Origin of the sequence: Bacillus sp. FSL K6-3431 (genome assembly GCF_038002605.1) — a bacterium.
GTDB lineage: Bacteria > Bacillota > Bacilli > Bacillales > Bacillaceae_C > Lederbergia.
This window is the reverse complement of record NZ_JBBOCT010000001.1, coordinates 1,463,737-1,483,916: the sequence shown is the minus strand read 5'-3', so window position 1 is coordinate 1,483,916 and position 20,180 is coordinate 1,463,737. Positions and strand designations below refer to the sequence as shown.

At 47.2% G+C, this 20,180-nt stretch carries 31 protein-coding genes; 30 read left to right on the top strand and 1 reads right to left on the bottom strand.

The window, feature by feature from the left end:
* Nucleotides 1-26 precede the first annotated feature (26 nt).
* From MHB53_RS07410 to MHB53_RS07360, 11 genes are read left to right on the top strand one after another with little or no spacing between them, the layout of a single operon-like run.
* The gene (locus MHB53_RS07410) at nt 27-176 is read left to right on the top strand and encodes a hypothetical protein (RefSeq protein ID WP_340916716.1); all 150 of its coding nucleotides are present in this window, start codon (nt 27-29) and stop codon (nt 174-176) included.
* A gap of 42 nt (nt 177-218) precedes the next feature.
* Nucleotides 219-1,889 carry a ribonucleoside-diphosphate reductase subunit alpha gene (locus MHB53_RS07405; protein ID WP_340916714.1) on the top strand — a complete coding sequence of 557 codons (1,671 nt, stop codon included), beginning with the start codon at nt 219-221 and terminating at the stop codon, nt 1,887-1,889.
* 24 nt (nt 1,890-1,913) lie between these two features.
* A complete protein-coding gene (locus MHB53_RS07400) occupies nt 1,914-2,564 on the top strand; it encodes a PhoH family protein (protein ID WP_340916712.1) in 651 nt (216 codons plus the stop codon).
* Nucleotides 2,565-2,616: 52 nt separating this feature from the next.
* Nucleotides 2,617-2,796 (top strand): hypothetical protein, encoded by a 180-nt coding sequence (locus MHB53_RS07395; RefSeq protein ID WP_340916710.1) that lies wholly within the window; start codon nt 2,617-2,619, stop codon nt 2,794-2,796.
* On the top strand, nt 2,793-2,936 hold the full coding sequence (locus MHB53_RS07390) for a hypothetical protein (RefSeq protein ID WP_340916707.1): 144 nt from the start codon (nt 2,793-2,795) through the stop codon (nt 2,934-2,936). Before MHB53_RS07395 ends, MHB53_RS07390 begins: the two co-directional genes overlap by 4 nt.
* Nucleotides 2,933-3,469, top strand: a complete 537-nt coding sequence (locus MHB53_RS07385; RefSeq protein WP_340916706.1) for a dUTP diphosphatase — start codon at nt 2,933-2,935, stop codon at nt 3,467-3,469. The genes MHB53_RS07390 and MHB53_RS07385 overlap by 4 nt, the downstream gene beginning before the upstream one ends.
* Entirely contained in the window at nt 3,466-3,660 is a 195-nt protein-coding gene (locus MHB53_RS07380) for a hypothetical protein (protein ID WP_340916704.1), read from the top strand. Before MHB53_RS07385 ends, MHB53_RS07380 begins: the two co-directional genes overlap by 4 nt.
* Nucleotides 3,657-4,481, top strand: coding sequence for a thymidylate synthase (locus tag MHB53_RS07375; protein WP_340916702.1), 825 nt, complete (start codon nt 3,657-3,659; stop codon nt 4,479-4,481). The genes MHB53_RS07380 and MHB53_RS07375 overlap by 4 nt, the downstream gene beginning before the upstream one ends.
* Complete coding sequence (locus tag MHB53_RS07370) at nt 4,435-5,034, top strand: 3D domain-containing protein (RefSeq protein ID WP_340916699.1); 600 nt, start codon at nt 4,435-4,437, stop codon at nt 5,032-5,034. Before MHB53_RS07375 ends, MHB53_RS07370 begins: the two co-directional genes overlap by 47 nt.
* 1 nt (nt 5,035) lies before the next feature.
* Nucleotides 5,036-5,668: a hypothetical protein gene (locus MHB53_RS07365; RefSeq protein WP_340916696.1), complete on the top strand. Its 633-nt coding sequence runs from the start codon at nt 5,036-5,038 to the stop codon at nt 5,666-5,668.
* Nucleotides 5,661-6,206: an adenylate kinase gene (locus MHB53_RS07360; RefSeq protein WP_340916695.1), complete on the top strand. Its 546-nt coding sequence runs from the start codon at nt 5,661-5,663 to the stop codon at nt 6,204-6,206. The genes MHB53_RS07365 and MHB53_RS07360 overlap by 8 nt, the downstream gene beginning before the upstream one ends.
* Here MHB53_RS07360 and MHB53_RS07355 read toward each other — a convergent pair.
* Entirely contained in the window at nt 6,203-6,592 is a 390-nt protein-coding gene (locus MHB53_RS07355) for a hypothetical protein (RefSeq protein WP_340916692.1), read from the bottom strand. The two genes, MHB53_RS07360 and MHB53_RS07355, sit on opposite strands and share 4 nt — an antisense overlap.
* 96 nt (nt 6,593-6,688) lie before the next feature.
* On the opposite strand from MHB53_RS07355, the gene MHB53_RS07350 reads away from it, so the two are divergent.
* The 19 genes from MHB53_RS07350 (at nt 6,689) to MHB53_RS07260 (ending at nt 20,180) form a co-directional block, all read left to right on the top strand.
* Nucleotides 6,689-7,015 (top strand): sigma factor-like helix-turn-helix DNA-binding protein, encoded by a 327-nt coding sequence (locus MHB53_RS07350; RefSeq protein WP_340916689.1) that lies wholly within the window; start codon nt 6,689-6,691, stop codon nt 7,013-7,015.
* Nucleotides 7,015-7,629 carry a hypothetical protein gene (locus MHB53_RS07345; RefSeq protein WP_340916686.1) on the top strand — a complete coding sequence of 205 codons (615 nt, stop codon included), beginning with the start codon at nt 7,015-7,017 and terminating at the stop codon, nt 7,627-7,629. The genes MHB53_RS07350 and MHB53_RS07345 overlap by 1 nt, the downstream gene beginning before the upstream one ends.
* A 206-nt stretch (nt 7,630-7,835) precedes the next feature.
* Nucleotides 7,836-8,405, top strand: coding sequence for a hypothetical protein (locus tag MHB53_RS07340; RefSeq protein WP_340916684.1), 570 nt, complete (start codon nt 7,836-7,838; stop codon nt 8,403-8,405).
* Between the two features lie 411 nt (nt 8,406-8,816).
* Entirely contained in the window at nt 8,817-9,659 is an 843-nt protein-coding gene (locus MHB53_RS07335) for a hypothetical protein (protein ID WP_340916682.1), read from the top strand.
* A gap of 325 nt (nt 9,660-9,984) precedes the next feature.
* The gene (locus MHB53_RS07330; protein WP_340916680.1) at nt 9,985-10,170 is read left to right on the top strand and encodes a hypothetical protein; all 186 of its coding nucleotides are present in this window, start codon (nt 9,985-9,987) and stop codon (nt 10,168-10,170) included.
* A gap of 55 nt (nt 10,171-10,225) precedes the next feature.
* The gene (locus MHB53_RS07325; RefSeq protein WP_340916678.1) at nt 10,226-10,447 is read left to right on the top strand and encodes a hypothetical protein; all 222 of its coding nucleotides are present in this window, start codon (nt 10,226-10,228) and stop codon (nt 10,445-10,447) included.
* 15 nt (nt 10,448-10,462) lie between these two features.
* The gene (locus MHB53_RS07320; RefSeq protein ID WP_340916677.1) at nt 10,463-10,846 is read left to right on the top strand and encodes a phBC6A51 family helix-turn-helix protein; all 384 of its coding nucleotides are present in this window, start codon (nt 10,463-10,465) and stop codon (nt 10,844-10,846) included.
* Nucleotides 10,847-11,604: 758 nt separating this feature from the next.
* A complete protein-coding gene (gene terL / locus MHB53_RS07315) occupies nt 11,605-13,296 on the top strand; it encodes a phage terminase large subunit (RefSeq protein ID WP_340916675.1) in 1,692 nt (563 codons plus the stop codon).
* 19 nt (nt 13,297-13,315) lie between these two features.
* Nucleotides 13,316-14,911: a phage portal protein gene (locus MHB53_RS07310; RefSeq protein WP_340916673.1), complete on the top strand. Its 1,596-nt coding sequence runs from the start codon at nt 13,316-13,318 to the stop codon at nt 14,909-14,911.
* Nucleotides 14,892-15,080, top strand: a complete 189-nt coding sequence (locus MHB53_RS07305) for a hypothetical protein (RefSeq protein ID WP_340916671.1) — start codon at nt 14,892-14,894, stop codon at nt 15,078-15,080. Before MHB53_RS07310 ends, MHB53_RS07305 begins: the two co-directional genes overlap by 20 nt.
* An 80-nt stretch (nt 15,081-15,160) precedes the next feature.
* Nucleotides 15,161-15,715 carry a capsid assembly scaffolding protein Gp46 family protein gene (locus MHB53_RS07300; protein ID WP_340916669.1) on the top strand — a complete coding sequence of 185 codons (555 nt, stop codon included), beginning with the start codon at nt 15,161-15,163 and terminating at the stop codon, nt 15,713-15,715.
* Nucleotides 15,716-15,730: 15 nt separating this feature from the next.
* Entirely contained in the window at nt 15,731-16,111 is a 381-nt protein-coding gene (locus tag MHB53_RS07295) for a hypothetical protein (RefSeq protein WP_340916667.1), read from the top strand.
* Nucleotides 16,112-16,171: 60 nt separating this feature from the next.
* Nucleotides 16,172-16,912, top strand: a complete 741-nt coding sequence (locus MHB53_RS07290) for a hypothetical protein (protein ID WP_340916665.1) — start codon at nt 16,172-16,174, stop codon at nt 16,910-16,912.
* Nucleotides 16,913-16,959: 47 nt separating this feature from the next.
* Nucleotides 16,960-17,985 carry a major capsid protein gene (locus tag MHB53_RS07285; protein ID WP_340916663.1) on the top strand — a complete coding sequence of 342 codons (1,026 nt, stop codon included), beginning with the start codon at nt 16,960-16,962 and terminating at the stop codon, nt 17,983-17,985.
* On the top strand, nt 17,985-18,203 hold the full coding sequence (locus tag MHB53_RS07280) for a hypothetical protein (RefSeq protein ID WP_340916662.1): 219 nt from the start codon (nt 17,985-17,987) through the stop codon (nt 18,201-18,203). The genes MHB53_RS07285 and MHB53_RS07280 overlap by 1 nt, the downstream gene beginning before the upstream one ends.
* Before the next feature lie 13 nt (nt 18,204-18,216).
* Nucleotides 18,217-18,621 (top strand): hypothetical protein, encoded by a 405-nt coding sequence (locus tag MHB53_RS07275; RefSeq protein ID WP_340916660.1) that lies wholly within the window; start codon nt 18,217-18,219, stop codon nt 18,619-18,621.
* The gene (locus MHB53_RS07270) at nt 18,618-19,436 is read left to right on the top strand and encodes a hypothetical protein (RefSeq protein WP_340916657.1); all 819 of its coding nucleotides are present in this window, start codon (nt 18,618-18,620) and stop codon (nt 19,434-19,436) included. Before MHB53_RS07275 ends, MHB53_RS07270 begins: the two co-directional genes overlap by 4 nt.
* Before the next feature lies 1 nt (nt 19,437).
* Nucleotides 19,438-19,833, top strand: a complete 396-nt coding sequence (locus MHB53_RS07265; RefSeq protein ID WP_340916655.1) for a hypothetical protein — start codon at nt 19,438-19,440, stop codon at nt 19,831-19,833.
* On the top strand, nt 19,830-20,180 hold the full coding sequence (locus MHB53_RS07260) for a hypothetical protein (protein ID WP_340916653.1): 351 nt from the start codon (nt 19,830-19,832) through the stop codon (nt 20,178-20,180). The genes MHB53_RS07265 and MHB53_RS07260 overlap by 4 nt, the downstream gene beginning before the upstream one ends.

The following is a 20,180-nucleotide window of genomic DNA, read 5'->3' as shown; positions in this document are numbered from 1 at the left end:
AAAACTATGAACTAAGGGGGGAAGTTATGAATCAGGAATTAGCAGATGTAATTAAAAATATTATTGATGAAAATATGTTTAAAGAAGTTGAGGAATTAGCAAAAGAACAAGGTTACACAACGAGTGGTTGGTTAAGACACAACATTTGGGAATTAGTAAAAGAACAGCGTAAGTAGTACGCAGTTCGATTATTATACGAAATAAAAGGAGACGATTGAATGAAATGGTTAAACGAAAATAGTAGGAATTTCTTAAAAGGCGGATATTTAACGGAAGGTGTGACGCCTGAACAACGTGTACGAACTATCTCAGACACAGCGGAGAGCATCTTAGGAATCGAAGGATTTGCCGACAAGTTTTACGGTTACATGGAAAAGGGTTACTTCTCGCTATCGTCGCCAGTATGGTCGAATTTTGGAAACGACAAAGGACTTCCGATTAGTTGTTTCGGTTCGTACGTAGGCGATAATATGGGTGATATCCTACACACGCAGGCCGAGGTCGGGATGATGAGTAAGTTCGGTGGAGGCACCTCCGGCTACTTCGGAGACTTACGACACCGTGGCGCTGCTATAAAAAACAACGGAGAGTCGTCCGGAGCCGTTCACTTTATGAAGTTATTCGAAACTATCATCGACGTAGTATCACAAGGATCAACGCGCCGTGGACGCTTCTCTCCTTACCTACCTATCGATCATCCGGACATCGAGGAATTTCTCGGCATCGGCACGGAAGGCAATCCGATACAAGAATTAACGCACGGCGTAACGGTAACTAACAAGTGGATGGAGGAAATGGTCGCGGGCGATGCGGACAAACGTGCGTTATGGGCGAAAGTTATTCAGCGACGAGTGGAAATCGGATATCCGTATATATTCTTTACCGACACAGTGAACGACAATACAGTCGACGTATATAAGGATAAAGGATTGCGGATAAATCATAGTAATTTATGCAGCGAAATAGCCTTACCGAATAACTCCGAATGGTCGTTCGTCTGTAACCTATCGTCCATGAACTTACTGCATTACGATGAATGGAAGGAAACGGACGCAGTTGAAACGATGGTTTATTTCCTTGACGCCGTTATGACGGAGTTCCTCGACAAATTAGAGGCGTTACGCGATTCAGTCGCCAAAGAGGACAGACTAGCGTTCGGCTTTATGGAGCGTGCGTATAACTTCGCAAAGGCTAACCGTGCTTTAGGACTCGGAGCGCTCGGATGGCACTCGTACTTACAGTCGAAAATGATTCCGTTTGAGAGCTTGGACGCATCGAAGCTAAACGCGTGGATTTTCCGATTCATACAGGAGAAGGCGCTCAAGGCATCGAAGGAACTAGCGGAATTATATGGCGAGCCCTCCGTATTAAAAGGGTACGGGCGAAGGAACACGACTTTGACGGCCGTGGCGCCAACTACTTCTTCCGCGTTCATTCTAGGACAAGTCAGTCAGTCGATAGAGCCGATTTGGTCGAACAACTACGTTAAAGACGTGGCTAAAGCGAAGGTAACAATCCGAAATCCATATCTTAAAGAAGTCCTCGCTAAATACGGTAATGATACACGCGATGTTTGGAACAGTATTCGCGATTATGACGGTTCAGTGCAACACCTCGACTTCTTAACGGAACATGAGAAGGACGTATTTAAGACGTTTAGCGAAATCGACCAATACGTTGTCTTAGATCAGGCAGCTATTCGTCAGCAATTTATAGACCAAAGCCAGTCGCTTAACATCATGATTAATCCGAAAGTTTCCGCGAAAGAGATTAACGACTTATATTTATTCGCATGGAGGAACGGAGTTAAAACGTTGTACTACCAACACAGCACTAACGCTGCGCAACAGTTTAGTAAGGATAAGATTTGCGTTATGTGTGAGGCGTAAATAAAACGGAAAAGGGGCGGTTATATGGGACTACCGAAGGATAATTTATTATTCGGATTCGCATCGAAGCTTACCGAGGAACAGCGCATTTACGTCGATTCCATTTTCGATAATAAAGTAACGATCGTCAACGCGAAGGCTGGCACGGGCAAAACGACCCTTGCCGTCGCCTGCGCTAAGTTAATCGGAAAGCCGTTATATTATACGTTCGCAACCGTCGAAGAAGATGCGCTCGGCTTCACGCCCGGCGACGTAGAGGACAAGGAATCGAAGTACATTACGCCACTGATCGATGCGCTGACGGTAATACGCGAAGACCCTCGCCTTGCCATTTACCGCGACAGTAACCCCGACTTTATGAACGCGGCTGCGTGGGTAACGGCGAAATCACACGTATTTATGCGCGGCACGAATATTAAGGACGCTACGTTGATTATCGATGAAGCGCAGAATATGACACGCGGGGAATTAAAGAAAGTTTTAACGCGCGTACATTCGGACGTTACCGTTATTATGATCGGACACGACGGACAGAACGATTTAGCCGACCCAACGAAAAGTGGCTTCGTGCCTTATCTCGAACATTTCCGCAATGAACCATACGCGAAGGTTTGCGAGCTTCATACGAATTTCCGCGGAGTTATATCGCAGCATGCCGATAAATTAACGTGGTAAAAACTATCCACTTTCCGTTATCAATCGATTGTATAAATAGGAGGACGATAATATGCCGAATCAACAAAAACCGCAAATCATACGAAATAGTCGAATTAAGAAGGAATTCGCCCGTTTACTCGAAATCATCGTTGACGCAAGGGAACCGGATTTTAGCGAAGTACAGGCGCTCGCCAAACGGAATGGCTTCGTATTCGATGACGAAGGTAACGTAAAGGAGGTGCGCGGATGAAATCGATTCTCCTTCGTGAGATAAGGCGGGAAGAAGCGTTATTCCTCGCGGCGTTAAGATTACGCGATGCGCAGGAAGCGGAAAAACACAGTTACGTATTACAAAAACTACGTGGAATCGCATTGGAGGCGGAAGAATGAGCGCAATTAAAATCGGATTTAAACGACTATCACCCGACGCAGTAATACCGACGAAAGCACACGCAAGCGACAGCGGCTTTGATCTTGTCGCGTCAGAGGACGTAATTATCGAGCCAGGCGCTACCGTCGTAGTGCCGACGGGCATTGCCGTTCAGCTTCCGGTTGGCTATGAGGCTACAGTAAGACCGAGGTCGGGCGTTACATCGAAAACGAAGCTGCGCGTTCAGTTAGGGACGATTGACAACGGATATGCCGGCGAGATTGGCGTGATTGTCGATAATATATTTCCGGTTGACGAAGAAGATCGTCACGACTTTTACCCGGAGGTACTAACGCTCGCGGGCGACTTGACCTATGTAGGCGGACGAATCCCTTACGGAACTTACACCATCCGTAAAGGCGGCCGCATCGCGCAGTTGGTGATACAGCGTCTACCCGACGTAGTAGCTTACGAGGTTGACACGTTAGGTGTTTCGGAAAGAGGGACGCGGGGCTTCGGTTCAACAGGGGTAAATACGGAGGTGGGCGAATGAAGGCGATCATTACGTTGACAAATGGTGAAGTATTTACGATAACTGGCGCTATAGTTGCTGATATTCACGGTTACTTTACGGGGAATAGAGGCCCGCACGCAGCGCCGACAATCGGTTGGGTCGGAACTCCTCAGTTTACGATTAATATGAATCACGCAATTCACGTTAAATTTGAGGAGGTAGGCGAATGAACAACGCAGATAAGCAGTATTTCGAATTATGCCGACACATACTCGGAAATGGCGCAGTTAAAACGGATCGCACCGGAACGGGCACGCTAAGCACCTTCGGTTGGCAATTGCGATTCAACTTGGCGGAAGGCTTTCCGTTATTGACGACGAAAAAACTACACTGGCCGTCGATTGCGCATGAGTTACTGTGGTTTCTATCCGGAGATACAAACGTTAAATACCTCCGCGATAATGGCGTCCGAATATGGGATGAATGGGCGGACGAAAACGGCGACTTAGGTCCTGTCTACGGTCACAATTGGCGTAGTTGGCGCGATTACAATTGGGCGAGTGGTGACGGGTATATAGAACACGATCAGATTCGGTATGTAATCGAACAAATCCGCACGAATCCCGACAGCCGACGCCTTATCGTTAACGCATGGAACGTCGGAGAACTCGACCAAATGGCGCTGCCACCGTGTCACTTCGCTTTTCAATTCTACGTAGCTAACGGCAAGCTATCGTGTCAGTTATACCAACGTTCGGCTGACGTATTTCTCGGCTTACCATTTAATATCGCAAGCTACTCGTTTCTAACGCACATGATCGCACATGTTACCGGCTTAGAAGTCGGCGAGTTCGTCCATACAATCGGAGACGCCCATATATACACGAATCACACGGAACAAGTCCGGCTGCAACTGACGCGCGAACCTCGCAAACTACCGACGTTGGGACTGAGTCCGCTTATCGATAATATTGACGACTTTACCTTCGATAACATCGGCATTAATGGCTACGACCCACATCCGCACATTGCCGGAAAGGTGGCGATCTAACATCGGATTTATCACATCAACGGCATTAATCGCACAAATAATAGCAGGCGCAGATGATCCCGTTTTGACCGAACCTGACGCACATTTAGGCGAAGTCAAGACGGAGTTACGCGGGGCAAAGGCGGAGGTTGCTCGCTTAAAGAAGGAGGTCGAACGTTATCGTAATCGAGATGATCGAAGTAATCAAAGCGTTCATAGTGACGTTCGTAGCAATTCTCGGAGTAGCGAAACTATTAACGTAGAAGCCACGTTTTACACCGCATTTTGCCCGACTGGATGCATCGGAATAACCGCGACAGGCTTAGACGTAAGTAACACGATATACACACCGGAAGGTTACCGAGTTATTGCCGTGGACCCTTCGCAAATCTCGTTAGGCTCGTTAGTGCGGGTTACGTTGGCGGACGGTTCTACGTTTAAGGCGGTGGCGAGCGACACAGGTGGCGACATTAAAGGCGCAAGGATTGACGTATTAGTAGCGACGCGGGACGAAGCGAATAGGCTCGGAAGGCAGGCGGCGACGGTCGAAATTATAAACGAAGGGGAGCGTTAATATGGCGGGTTATAAGATTGAATTAATTGCGGATGATTTGCTCGGAGGAGTATTACGGGAATACGAAATCTACAACGACGGCTGGCGTATTATGACCCCCTATATCCACGTAAAAGGCGATCGGTATCGCATGACCAACCGGAAGGCAAACGTAGGCGAGCGTATTATCGTAACCTCGAAATGGTACTCGTTTATGCCGGGAAGTGTTCTCGAAGTCATCTCTGGACTTGTTGACGCACCTAACGAATCTAATCAAGTAAACTTTGCGCACCCTTCGAATGGCCCTTCGAGGATGAAGCGTATAGAAAACGAATATTACCACGTTCTCGAACCGATCGCCACCGAAGCCTCACCGCAATCCAACGACGACATTATCACCAATCTAGTACGTCGTATGGCGGAGTTAGAACGTAAGGACGTGGAGCATCGCGAATTCATCGAAAGTTTAGACGTTGAAATGTCGGATGTCTGGCGGAAATACGGGGAGTTGGACGAAAGCATTTCCGGAATCAAACGCGACATCGAAACTTGGGCGCAGGAAGTCGAGGAATTAAAGCACGCGACTAAGCCGAAGAAAGTCCTAATAAATGTCGAAGAATTAGCGCGCTTGCTAGGCGGTGTTGCGAATGACTGACGTAATTAAAGTCGCATTGTGCGGTCAAATTAGGGCGGGTAAAGACGTTATTAGCGAACACCTCTACTTCGCACACGGCTTCGAATTTCCGTTAGCTTTCGGATCAGCGCTCAAACGATGCGCACACGATATATTTCCGCACATACCGAAAGAGCCGAAGCCACGCGCGTTGTACCAATTCATGGACGTTATGCGCGAGTTTGACCCGGACGTATGGTCGAGGCACATCGCAAGCCAAGTCGAAGTAGCGCTCGACAGTAAAAGTACGCGTGGCATCGTTATTTCCGACGTCCGGCATCCGGACGACTATGCGTGGTGTAAGGCGAATGGCTTTACGTTAATCCGCGTGTCAGCGCCGTTAGCCGACCGCGTGAAGCGCGCCGAAAGAGCCGGCGATGCCTTCGAGATGGCGGACTTGGCGCATAAGACGGAAAGCTATGTCGACTCGTTTGTCGTTGATTACGGTGTAGTGAATGACGGCACGCTGGACGACTTACATGCGCAAATCGACGCTATTGTAGCGAAATTAATCGACTAACCGTCCGAACCGCCGCCATCCGCTTGAAACACATACGATCCACTCGGATAGGCGCCGTTAGCTACCGTCACATGCTCGACAAAGCGGAAATTCATGGGTAAGTCCGACGATTCCAAGCCGAGTTTGTCAACGAACTTCCGCGCCGACATATAAAAACGCTTGTCCACGCTAAACGGCGCAACATTGACGGCTTTTACGATGTCAGGCTTGGCGAGTATTAGGCGTTTGTTAGCCGGATCAAAGCCGATTAGCCAACGTTGGTGTGCTTCGACGCCGAGTAGCGCACGTGTGCCGGAATTAAAGTAAATCCTACGTTGACTGTCGACGGTGAGGAACGGTGCGTTAGCGTCAACGTTAGAAATCCATTCGAATTGGGCGTTAATCATGCGAAAACCTCCGTATTTCATTATATACAACGATTATATCCGAAGTATTGACGTAAGACAAGCGAAATATACAAACAAACGAAAGTGGGCGATTAATTGACGCATAAAAACGTAAACAAAGCGCCAAATGTCCGCAGCCTATTAGCGCAATACCACGCCATACACGAGCGCCAGTTTAAAGGCGATTACGACGCGGTTGTGACGCTAGTAGACCTCGCGGAGGCGATTACACGCGCAGGCTTAACGGACAGGCAGGCGCAAGCGATAGCGTTGGTGTACGGTGATGACTTAACGCAGGCTGACGCAGGGGAACGATTAGGCGTCGGACAGAATACGGTGAGCGAGTTATTGGCGTTAGGAATTGCGAAGATACAGCGGGTTTACGATAAATGGGCGCTAACAGACGAAGGGGGAACGTATTAATGACGTACATCGAAGAACTAAAAGCAGCGATAAAAGACATACGCACACGCACGAAAGCAGGCGAATTACCGTTGGAACAGCGCATTATTGAAGTCGAAAAAGCATCGTCACGTTATGCGGTGGAACACGCCAGACTTAACGTTCTTGCACGCGAAAAGGAACGTTTGGTCGCGGAAGAAAAGAACCGTCAGCCGCGTGAGCTACCGTTTAATCCGCCCGACGCAAACTTACTCGAACAATTAGCGAATTTAGTACTACACGAAGACTTAACGGACACGACCGCATGGAAATCGCGTCAATCGGAATATCCGTTTCTTAGCGACTTACAGTTAGCGCGTCGGAGAGACGGCGTACATCAGCGTAAGAACGAAGGCGGCAGCGGTGAACTCAACTTTACTACGGCGGATTTCGTCGGCATTGACGGCAAGGATCATCGCGTACCATTACGTAAAATGCGCACATTGACCGATAATCTAACGATTGATGAAAATACGCGGAGTAGAAATAAAGAAAGGCGTCGCAAATATAACGAATTTACGAAGATTCAACCGGTAATTACGTATAATGTGCGTGATCTTCCGATAGAGTCGCAGAAATTGTATCAGGAACAGTAGAAAGTCCTAAACGGAATTCAGCCGCAGAGGACGGAACAGGCAGCCGTCACCCTAGTTGGAGATGCGTGAGTGCCGACACGCCTGCGGAATTACCTTAATTAGCGGAGAAATCCGCCAGATACGTAAGATTGGCGAAAGCCATTATCGCAATAACTCCGCTGACTCACGAGGACGGCGGATATTATAAACGAAATGGAGACGATATCATGGCGGACAAACAGTCGCGCGAAGGAAAGACGGTATATGTAACGGAAGGACTTGACGAAGAGATCGTAGTTGAATTCGATAATAAACCCGAAATCGACACTGATTCCCCGTTTCATTGGACGGTGCAAAGAGATGCGAAAAAGTTACTCGATGCGTATACGGGAGTAGGCGGAAACGAAGTTCGGATAAGGGACGGTAACTCGTCCGGAGAATTAACGGTAAAGGTCAACGTAGACGTATCGGAAGCACTAGTCGGACTAAAGTCCTTGCAGCGTGAAGCGCGTGAGGCTACGAAGGTACTGCGGGAGTTAGAGGCAGCGCAAAGCGAGACGCAAGGTGACGGAGAGATTACGCTGTCTGATGCGACGTTACTGCGCTTACGTGACGCAATACATGCGAAATCATTTCCGGTTGACGTAGAAATGGACGGTAAGAAGGTCAACGTAATACCGAAGCCTACTATAACTGACGCAGCAAACGCGATGATTTCGTTAGGCGACAAGGTTGCTACGAAATCCATTACGGATGACATCACGCGGAGTTACGGATTGGGTGGTGATTGCGAGTGAGAGTATCCTTATGCGATATCTGCCGCAATAACGTGAATCCGCAAATTGATCCGAATTTCATCGGCCACACTATGTCGATAGATATTCCGGAAGATTTCAAACAATACCGTAGTGATGATATGCGTGTCTACGATTTCTGCTCGAGGAAATGCCGTGCGGAATGGTTCGCTAAGCACGGTAAAAGCGATTTAACAGGCATTTCTACTTCGGAGCTTAGACGTGAGTTAGCGTCGAGGGAAGGCGTAACGGAACATCGAATCGGGCCACACGGGGACTTAGCGCGCTTACACCTCGATAAAGTAACGAACTAGGACGTCCTTGCGGGCGTTCTTTTTGTTTGGCGAAGGGTAACGAATGAGGCGGCATAAGCTCCGCCCACCCTTTCGTATTAATTTATACGGAGGGAAAACGATGAACAACTACGATAGAGTAATTTCCGAAGATGGCGAAGTCGGCGTATTCGTGCCAGACGCTGCTAATGCGGTCATACGAACGCCGGAAGAAATAGAACGCGCTAAGATGTTCGCTACACTCCCGGCTCGCAAACGATTCCACCATGGGCGCAATTACTTCGTCAGCTATAACGATAAAGTGGCGGAGATTATACGCGATCTTTCGCTAACGGAAGCAGGCGCGCTAATTAAGTTGTTGCTGACGTTAAAGGTGAACGATAACGGGCGAATAACTTACGGCGACAAGGCGCTTAACAAGGCGGACATAGCACGCCTATTTGGGCGCAGTAAATCGAACACGAACGGCATCATAGACCGGCTAATGGCGATTGACGTCCTACTGTATGACCCTGTCGCTAAGTGCTTCCGGATTAACGCTAAGTATCACGTAATGGGCACTACGGCTGCAAACGCAGTGTTTACGAAGATGTATACGGTGAGAGCACGCGAGATAGTCGCAGGGTTAAAGTTAAACGAAATCGGATTACTGTACAAAATCATACCGTTCTTTCATTACGCGGAATACTACCTTTGTGCAAACGCGAATGCTGACGTTAGTAACATCGAGTATATGGGACGCGAAGGACTGGCGCAAGAGGTCGGACATGCCCCGGAAACTGTGTCGCGTTTAATCGGCAAGCTACAGAATGCTGGCGCAATACTAACGACAGGCACACGAAATGAAGCGCGTTACTTAGTGCATCCGGATTTAATGTTCCGTCAAGCCGAAGGAACAGAGACGAAATGGACGTGGGCAGTGCGGAAAATGTTCGAGGATCATGCGAAAAAGGCACGTCGATAAATCCCAGTGTGACGAAAACAGAACAAAACGGGGTTTCAGTGTGACGAAAACAGAACACGTGAAAATGGCGTTGAGACCTACGGAGAGTAGGCGTTGAGGCGTTTTAGCGTGGAAGTGTCGTCTTCTTCTTAGAGCTAACGCTAATAACGAAACCATCGCTAAATACTTAAAGGGATTAAGAGATACCGCCTCAACAACCAAGACCGGGTTCTTTCGGCGGGAAATGTATTACTTAAAAGATTATCGATAAAGGTAATGATGTCCCAAACGAGGCGGTCTTCCTCGGCTTGGTAGGTTTTGATCTTTATATAACGGAGGCGAAACGATGAAATCCGAAACAGAGTTACGTAGACAACTACGGACTATAGGCGAAAGATACGTTCAGTTGAGCGAAGACAGTAGCGTTGTTATAGAAGCGATAGACAACTCGACAGTCGCCGCAACATGTTCGAAATGTAGCGATTATGGAAACGAAGTAGTCGAGACTTTGCGGATAGTTTATTCGAGATAATATGACGTCTGGTTCAGCGTGAACTAGAGCGTAATAATTAACGGAGGTGTTGCGCATGAGTATCGGAAGTTTGAACGAAGATAACGACCTACTTAGCGGAAGTTGGGCCGTAATTGTTGACGTGATGTTCGACGGAGGACGATTCAAAACGTTCCCTGACGAAGATTCTGCGATATTATACGCTAGAGAAATCGAGAAGACGAACGCATGTATATTTGTTTATATAACGAAGATAGAGGAAACCGCGAAGTTGTACGTGGATAGAAGGAGAATGTAAACGGAGGTGAAACGAATGTCAAAACGCAGATTAAGCGAATTACAAGTCGCAGCTATCGAATACTTAGCGCTACCTAAGCGCGGAGGTTTAACGTATGAGGAAGTCGCAGAGAAAGTCGGAGTAAGCTCGGTAACATTACGCGCATGGCGTAAGGAAGACGTATTCAATGACGAGTTAAAACGTCAGATAGTCCGGAATACTATCGACAGATTGCCGGAAGTAATGGCGTCAGTGCCGGATCATATCATAAATGACGGTAATGCTGCGATGCTAAGAACGCTGCTACAGGCGCATTCCTTATTGACGGATAAGCTCGAAGTAGAAACGAAAGGTAATGGTGACACCGACCTTAATTCGATGAAGGCGGAAATCGAGGCTTTTAGAAACCGCGGTAATTAACGCCTATATATGAAGGAACATGACGGAGGAGCTTTCGATAGCTTACGAGGGATGGCGATTTACTCAGGAAAAGTCCAATTCCGCGAGGGTACCTCAAACGCTTTGGCTAACGTAATGTAGACGGAATTGTATACAACACGCAGGCTACACGTTATGCACTACCGTATACACTCCGCAAGTTAACGAATATACATTATCGACGGGAAATATCGTAATGTAAGACGGCACAAACAGCGACATACCAACGATGTATAAAACGTTGCATAACGCATAAAAACGGACAGTCGATAAAGCGCGTCGTTACAACGTTGGAATATACGCCAGCTTCCTGAAATTAGTATTATGTTAACTAGATTTGTATAACGTATTAGACGATATGCAAGCGAATATACAACGGAGTGTATTGTTATGAATACGTTAGATGTACGGGCGAATATCGAGGTAGGGGCGGGGGTATGTCGGAATTGTCGGACAATTTCTGGCTAACTTAATTCGCGCATCACAAAATAACGTTTTGCCTCCCGAAAATTCCGCGATATTTTTAAAACGCTTTGCTAACGTCGCCTAACGTATCACACACGCACCTGCAACGTCACTACAGATGTCCTAAGCGCAATCCTATACGTAAGTATCAAACGGAGCTATGACGGCTTAAAACGCAAGGAAAGGAGGTCGTTACTATCGCGTGGTTAAACGGAGCATGGGTCGCCGGTAAGGAACGCAAGGAAATCATCGCAACGTATCGCCAGTACATCGACATGCTAGACGCCCAATACCCGTCAACTGACGATATGCCGGCGGATATTTTGACCGACTATTTCGAAAAGGCAACGGAATTACAGCGTTTAGAGCGAATTGACCGTTGCGAAAATGACGCTTACGAGTTCGCCCTCGAATACTTTACGGAAGCAAGAAACCCCGGAAATGGTGGAAATTGGGAAGGATTCGACGTAATCGACAAAAGGAGCGCGCCGGACTTTCATATAGAAATGACGGATATTATCGATGATGTTTCTGCGGTTAATACTAACGCCAAGATAGCGGTAGCCGCGCCACGTTCGCACGCAAAGTCGACATGGTTCACTAAGGACTTTCCGATTCATCAAGTCGTATACAGATTGCGTAAGTATATAATTATTATATCCGAAACGCCAGACGTCGCTACAGCCAATATGGAGTGGATACGAAATCAGTTAAAATTCAATCATAAATTACGAGAGGATTTCGGACCTTTACTCTCGCCGAAAGATCAGTCGAATATAACCGACAACAGCGTCGCGTTCATAGCGTGGCACGCGGACGTTGACAGCGGTAAAAGGCAGTTAACATTGGTTCAAGCAGTATCAACGGGGCAAGCGCTACGTGGGCGAAACTGGAATGGATCTCGACCTGATTTAATTATATGCGATGATCTCGAAGATGCTAGATCGGGAGGAAACGCAAGTACGCCGGAACAGCGGACAAAGCTACTATCGTGGTTCGCGCAGACAGTAATGCCTCTCGGCGACCCGAAGGGCGAACGTACAGCGTTTGTGGTCGTTGGAACTACAGTTCATCGCGAATCGCTTTTAATGAATTTGCTGCATAAACGATCAGACTTTCAGTCTAAAATATATCGTGCAATTATAGGGCAGCCGAAGCACCTCGATATATGGGAAGCTTGTCGGCTTATTTATATCGACCGAGATAACCCATCGAGGGCGGAAGATGCTCGAACCTTCTACGAGAATAATAGATCAGAAATGCTCGAAGGCGTAAAAGTCCTATGGCCGGAAGTGCAGCCTATATGGAAGCTGATGACGTGGAAATGGGATAACGGAAGTCTCGCATTTAATACGGAGTATATGAATAATCCCATCGACGAAGAAAATATGTTATTTAATCCTGAAAACTTCAAGTATTACGACGGTGAAATAGACTTTCTAAATGGTAATTATGAGGTAGCTATGGGCGTAGATTTTGCAATGGGTAAGCAGCGCGGTGACTTTTCAGCAATTGTTGTTGTGGCGAAAGAGCGTATGACTGGCGCTATTTATGTACTCGAAGCTTATGGCGACCGGATAAAACCCGACGCATTTCTTAAAGTAGTCGTCAAAAAAGTACTCGAATATCAGCCGACAGTTATTGCAGTGGAATCACAGGCGGCGCAGGAGTTTTTCGTTGACGAGCTTAAAAAGGCGCTAGAAAAGGTAGGCTATCCGGCAGGCACGCGCGTTAAAAAGATATATCAGCGCTCACGTAAAGAGTTGCGTATAGAGGCGTTATTACCCTCGATTGAAAACAAAACGATTCAATTCAATCGCATACACACGTTACTAAACGAGCAATTCGAACAGTACGGATCGGGAGGTTCGCATGACGATTTGCCTGATGCACTCGAAATGGCGGTTAGCGCTGTTGCAGATAACACGGCGGTCGTACAGACGGTCAGACGCATGAACCGATGGTAATTACGAAGGAGGTGAAACATTGTCGATATTAACGAAATTCACACGCAACATGGCGGACTATAATTTACTAGCGCCGCAGGAAATGAACGATCTTTTATTCGCTCCCTTCCGACAAGCACTCGGAGCAGAAACGTACGCACGCATACAGCGACAACTCGAAAACTACGATTATTACGAAGGCAAGCAGCACGAAGACCCTGAAACGGGCGCACTCGTCAAAGCAGCGGATTTACCTCGGCCGGACGGCTTAGATTACGACCCAACACGTTATGCTACGAATTACTTTAAAGCAATCGTCGACCGAAAAGCACGATGGCAAATGGGCGGCACGCACGGCATCAGCGTACCACGTAAGCAGATTGATGACGTTAAGGCGGCGCAGTCTGACGCATATACACCTAGTGCAGCGCAGGAAGCTGAAAACAAGCGCGCCGAAGATTACGAACGCTTGCTTTACCGTTTATGGGACGAAAACAAAATGCGCGCTCGCTTAATACAGGCGGCAAGGGATCGTTTGATAGCCGATAGAGTCGTATGTAAGATCGTATTTAATCAGCGGACGGGCAAGATGCGATGGATTTGGCGACCTGACAGCGAATTTATCCCGATTTATTCCGACGATGATTTCGAAGACTTAATCGGAGCACATTTCGTAAATAAGCGCAAGTGGGTTGTAAAAGGCGCGGAAGTAGATGCGATACGTAAGCAAACATATCGACTTGAAGACGGCGTATGTACGTTTGAAGAAGCGGTATACCGCGAATCCGACTTAAAGTTACTCGCGACAATTACGGAGAAAGCGCCGATGGGACTCGACTTTATACCAATCGTAGTATTTCCAGTCAATGAGCTTTTGGCGGAATCAATCGGAGAATCCGAGATTAGCGACTTACGCGAACAAAACGACGTACTTAATCAGATGAACGAGGACGCAATCGACTCGCTTAAATTCGAAATGTTCTCGATGACGGCCGTATTAAATGCGCCGGAGGGAACGGCAGCTAAGATGGTTGTCGCGCCGGGTGCAGTCGTAGAGGCTCGCGGACATTCGGACGGATTATCACCGGACATTAAGAAAGTCGAAGGTGGATTCCGTTGGAAAGACGCGTTCCAAGATCAGTACATGCGCGTTAAGGCGGCTATGCACGAGATTTCCGGGTTACCGCAAGTAGTTCCGCAAGAGCTTAATTTCGGCGGACTCAACGGCGAGGCGTTACAAGTGCTTTATCACGATATTATCACGGACACTGAGGAACATTGGCTTTCATGGGGCTATAACTTAGCGGAATTACACGAAAAGACTATCCGATACATGCAGGCGAGAACAAAAGCGCCTAACTTCGCGTATGACCGTTCAGTGGTCGATAAAATTGGGGATAATTACGAAAATGAAATGCGCTTTATATTGCCATTACCGGACAATCGCAAAGAACTCGTTGAGTTATTAACGTTTGAAACTGGCGCAGGCTTTGAGTCGGTTCGTGGCGCAATGGAACGTCTAGGCGTTGAAAACGTGCAATCGAAACGTCAAGAAATCGAAAGCGAGCGCGCAAAACGACGTAGCGAAGGCGATCCTTACGGGGAGGTGTTAGACGATGGCAACTCCGATGTATAGCAATAAAGGTGCGAAGGGACCAGTCGGTCCGAAAGGCGAAAAAGGTGATACTGGCGCACAAGGATCGCAGGGTTTGAAAGGCGACACCGGCGCAGCGGGATTCGGAACGAAAGCACAGTACGACGCAACTATCGCAAGACTTGACGCCTTAGAAGGCGGAGGAGCATAGACGCATTAACACGACCGTACGTCATGTCGGTAAACTGAACGGAATTATAGTCAAACGGACTTTAAACGGGAGGTAATACTATGGAAACGAACAAACCGAAATGGCTTCGTCTGAACTTACAGCATTTTGCGGATGGTGGAGACGATAATCCAACGACTGACGAACCGGTAAAGGACGAAACGCCAACGGAGCCTAAGATCGAATTTACGCAAGCAGAGCTTGACGCGTTAGTGCAAGACAGGTTGGCGCGCGACCGAAAGAAACGCGAAGACGAAGCGGAACGTAAACGATTAGAGGATGAATCGGAGTACAAAACGTTATACGAGCAAGCGCAGCAAAAGATCGCAGAAATAGAAACGCAGGCGCAAGCTGATGCATTGAAGGCGAAGAAACAGGCGCTACTTATCGAAGCCGGTTACACAGCGGAAAAGCTTACGGACGCGCTCGAATTTATTACGGGTGAGGACGAAGAGTCTATGAAAACGTCAGTTGAACGGTTTATTAAACTAGCGCCACCAACGCCTACTTACGTTGATCCTAGCGCTGGCAACGGAACAAAAGATACGCCAGAGACGAAAGACGCAACGGAATATGGACACGAACTATTCGCACGAATCAAAAACAAAATACGATAAAACGGAGGAATTTTAATGCCTTTATACACACCGAAATTTACAAACACAGACTTTCGCGGGGGTAAAAACATTCTCGCATCAGAGCACCTACAGTTCATCGAAGCGGGCGCAACTTTAGACGCTACTAAATTCGACGTAGGATTTAACGACGTCGGTAAACTAATCGCAAGAAACACAACGTCAGGTAAATTCGAACCAGTAGTAGCTGCAGTTGACTTAGCTGGCTTCGATAACTTCGGCATCCTTAACGTCGATTTCGAAAACGACGGTACTAACGACTTGATTGCAGGCGAGGTAATCGTTCGCGGGTCGGTTTATGAGGCTAAATTAGCTGACGCAGTATCCGATGAGTTTAGAGCAGCGAATCCACTTATTAGGTATGTGAGTCATATTTGAGGCATTGACGAGAAAACGTCAGTGTCTTTTTCTTAATACCGAATGAGAGGACGTGTCTTTTTGAAGGTATGTAAGGAATGTGGTAACGAAAAAGAAGTAAGTGAGTTCTATAAAGCGGGAAGTTACAAAGGGTCTGTTTATTATGGATCCAAATGTAAAGACTGCACTAGATCACAGGCGAAGGATTACCGCACTAAAAATCCAGTTAAAGTCGCTGCTAGTAAGAGAGCGTCCGAAGCTAAAAAGCCAGAGTACTATAAGAATATAGGTAAGACTTACTACCGGAATAATAGAGATAAGATATTAAAACAAATGCAGGAAAACTACTTTAATAACCGTGAGAAAAAGAAGTTATACGGGCGAAAATATCATCATAATAACGCTGAAAAAATATCAATAAAATCTCGCGAATACTATTTAGCTAATAAAGATATTTTTAAGTTCCATAGATTTCAAAGAAAATCACGCGAACGAGGAAGTATTATCGAATTAACTAATGAACAACGCGCACAGATTTTAGAGAGATTTAAGTACAGATGTCCTATCACAGACTCACTTAACATTCATATGGATCATTTCATACCTGTTAAAACTGGTTATGGAGATACCATAGTTAGTAATTTAATCCCACTAGATAAAACACTGAATTTGTCTAAAGGTGCTAAAAATCCATTTGAATGGGTTAAAGAACGCGGGGACATCGACCTCAAGAGGTTTGAATCCGTCGTTTTTTATTTAGCGGAGTTAAATGGACTTAGCCCCGAAGAGTATGAGGCTCACGTTTATAACTGCTTTGACTGACGAACTGAAAACTAAAAAACAAGGGAAACTATAGGAGGAATTTTAATATGAGTGGAATTACGTACCTTACTGAATTTTCTAAGCCCGCACTTCGCGGATTGGTAGACGCATTGGAAAAAGAGCAACTGGACGCACCTTCTTTCGGTGACCGTTTTATGCCGAACGATTCGATTTATTCGACTACTTTCGCATATGACATCATCAAGAAATCTAACCACATCGCGGCAATGATCGGATACGGCGCAGAGCCACCAGTAATCGACCGTGACGCAGTAGCAAGCAAAGCTGGCGAACTTGCGAAAATGGGACTTAAATATATCGCTACAGAAGAAGAACTTCTTTCCTTACATCAAGCACGTTCAGCAGGCGAGAAGTCAGCGATGGTTGAAAAGTTACTCGTTAAAGGCGCGGACTTGGTAAAAGCTACACAACGCCGTGTAGACGTAGCTAAAGTCGAAGCAATCGCGAAAGGTAACTTTACGTATAACAAGAACGGCGTAAAAATCGTTGTTGATTACGGAATCCCTTCCGACCAAAAGATCGCACTTACGGCTGGCAACGATTGGGCTGACGTAAATCGTGACGTTATCGGAGACTTGCTTAACTGGAACGATAAATACGTTGATGCTAACGGAAAACAAGCCGACGTTATTTTAATCACACGCGAAGCACAAGCGTTGTTACTTAAAAACACGACGATTGTTAACGAAGCGCGCGGATCGCAAAGCGGAACGGGACGCGTATCTGTCGACGAGCTTAATTCGGTGCTTGGAGGATACGGATTACCGCCTGTACAAATCATTACTAATCGTAAGATCACGGCAAAAAATAACTATACGGGCGAAGACGAAGTAATCGAATTCTTCCCGGTAAATCGTGTTGTATTCGTTTCGGAAGGACTAGGTAATTTCGTATATGGTCCGACAGTCGAAAACAACTTCGCACCGGGTATCGTACTTGACGCTTACGACAAGAAAGAGCCGATTCAATCGATTCTACGTGTAGCTGCGGCAGGATTCCCGATTGTTGAAGCGCCTAGCCTATTATTGCACGCTGACGTATTCACTGTATAATGGCGAAAGTAAAAGTCGAAGTCACAGGCGCAGTTGTCGACGGTAACGCGCCCGGCTCGACTATCGAAATTGACGCAAGTAGCGCGAAGGCTCTCGAAGCTAACGGCTACGTGCGCATATTGAAAGAAAAGCCGAAGCCTGCACCGGTGAAAAAGGAGTCAGCGCCGAAAAAGCCGACTGCAAAGGCGAAGGTTACGAAAACGAAGAAAAACGAATAGGAGGGAACGCCGTATGGCGACACAAGTGGAACTTGCCGAGCGTTTACTTAAACGGTTCAAAGGCGTTCCAAACTACGAGTTAACAGACGCAATGGATTCCGTTGGCGACGCGATGCAAGTTCACGGTTTTGCGCTAACGGCGGACGTCCCTGCGGATAAACAACGTTTGGTCTTACTATACGCACAGTCGGAAAGCGCGTTTCAAATCGCCTTTTCCGTTGCGCATTACTTTAAATATACCGACGGCGAAGAATCAGTCGATAAGTCGATGATCGCGGAAAACTATCGTAAATTAGCGCGCGAACTCAAAGACGACTATGACGCCGAAAAGGTAAGCGAAAGCGGTTCGGGATTTAGTCTTATGGCGCGGGTTGACCGCCCACTGACGACTCCACCACGCAGAAGGCGTTATTTATGAGCAAGCAATCGGAACTTGACGCCATTTTCGCCAAGCTCGCAACCGAATACGGACGCCTTAACAAACGCCAGCAGGACTTCGCTATTCGTGAAATCGGTCGTGTACGCGGCGAGCTATCCGACTTGCTTGCGGACTATGCGGCTACCGACGGCACAATCAAGCGTACGCGAATCAACCGACTCTTACGTGACCTAGACGCCATAGAGGCGCAAATAAGACGTAACGGCACGGTCGCATTAGACGAAATCATTACGGAATCAGCGGACTGGACAACGCGCAAGATAAACGGAGCAATGACGACAGTAATCGGCTCGCCTGCTATCGCTGCGTCATCTTTTGACCGTGTGAACCGTGATGTATTTCGCTACGTGACCAAGCGGTTTGGCGACGATGATTTAGTGCTTTCCGATCGCGTTTGGGACTTGGCTGGCGGAATACGCGAAGAAATAGCGACGGTATTGCGGTCGTCCATTATACGCGGCGAAGGCGTTAGCGCAATGATACCGCAAATACGCAAGGTACACGAAAACGAAACATGGAAAATTCGTCGTTTAGCTCAGACGGAGGGATCTACAGCTTATCGGACAGCAACGGCTTATAACGCGGAAAGATCGAAAGTGGTCGAATGGGTGCAGATAAACGATCGCCCCGATGGTCACCGAAATCACGCGGTGCATCGTTGTTATGAATTAGCGCACGCAGACCCATACGGTCAAGGCGCAGGCATTTACAAGCCAACAGACTCGGAAATATACGCACCACATCCGAACTGCACATCGTTTATCACGTACGTACTCGACGAAAGGTGGTTATAACGTGCTAACAGACGCGGATTTACAGTTGATTTACGAAACTAGAGGCGAAATTACAGCGCTTAGACAACGCCCTGTTACCGTTGTTTACCTCGATGGCGAGTACGACGAATATACGGGCGAGCTAATCGGGGAAACGAGGATCGAACGAGAAGTAATGGCGGTTGTGACCGAACTATCCTCGGCAACAGGCGCGGGTGCCGAACGTTACATGGCGAACGGCATCAAATACGAAAAAGGCGATATCTGGCTCTCGGTCGCTATAGATTTAATCGAGGACATTGCCGACAAAATAGAGCGCGTAGAACATGACGGCAAGACACACGTTATTCTCGCGATAGACAAAAAGGGACTCGGCATCCGGAATCGATACGAAATCTTAGGACGTGTTGCTTCGTGAATATAAACGTAAACGTAACAGGTATCGAAAAGTTGACGAAAAAGATTAGCGGAATTGCAGGGCAGGCGGCTTTAAATAACGCGGATAAAATTACGGAAACTTACACGCGTAAGATGGCGAATGAGTCCGCGGCAATGGCGCCTGTACTCGATAACATACTTGCGCCAAGCATCGCAGCGTCACCGGAACCACTCGGAAAAGGCGTCTGGCAATACGGATCAACGCTCGAATATGCTCGGCGTCAAGAATACGAAAATGCGTCGCATAAAGGGTTCATACGGAAATCCGTATGGAATAACCGCACGCCTTATCGAGAAGCGTTGAAAAAGGAATTTACGAGGTGGTGA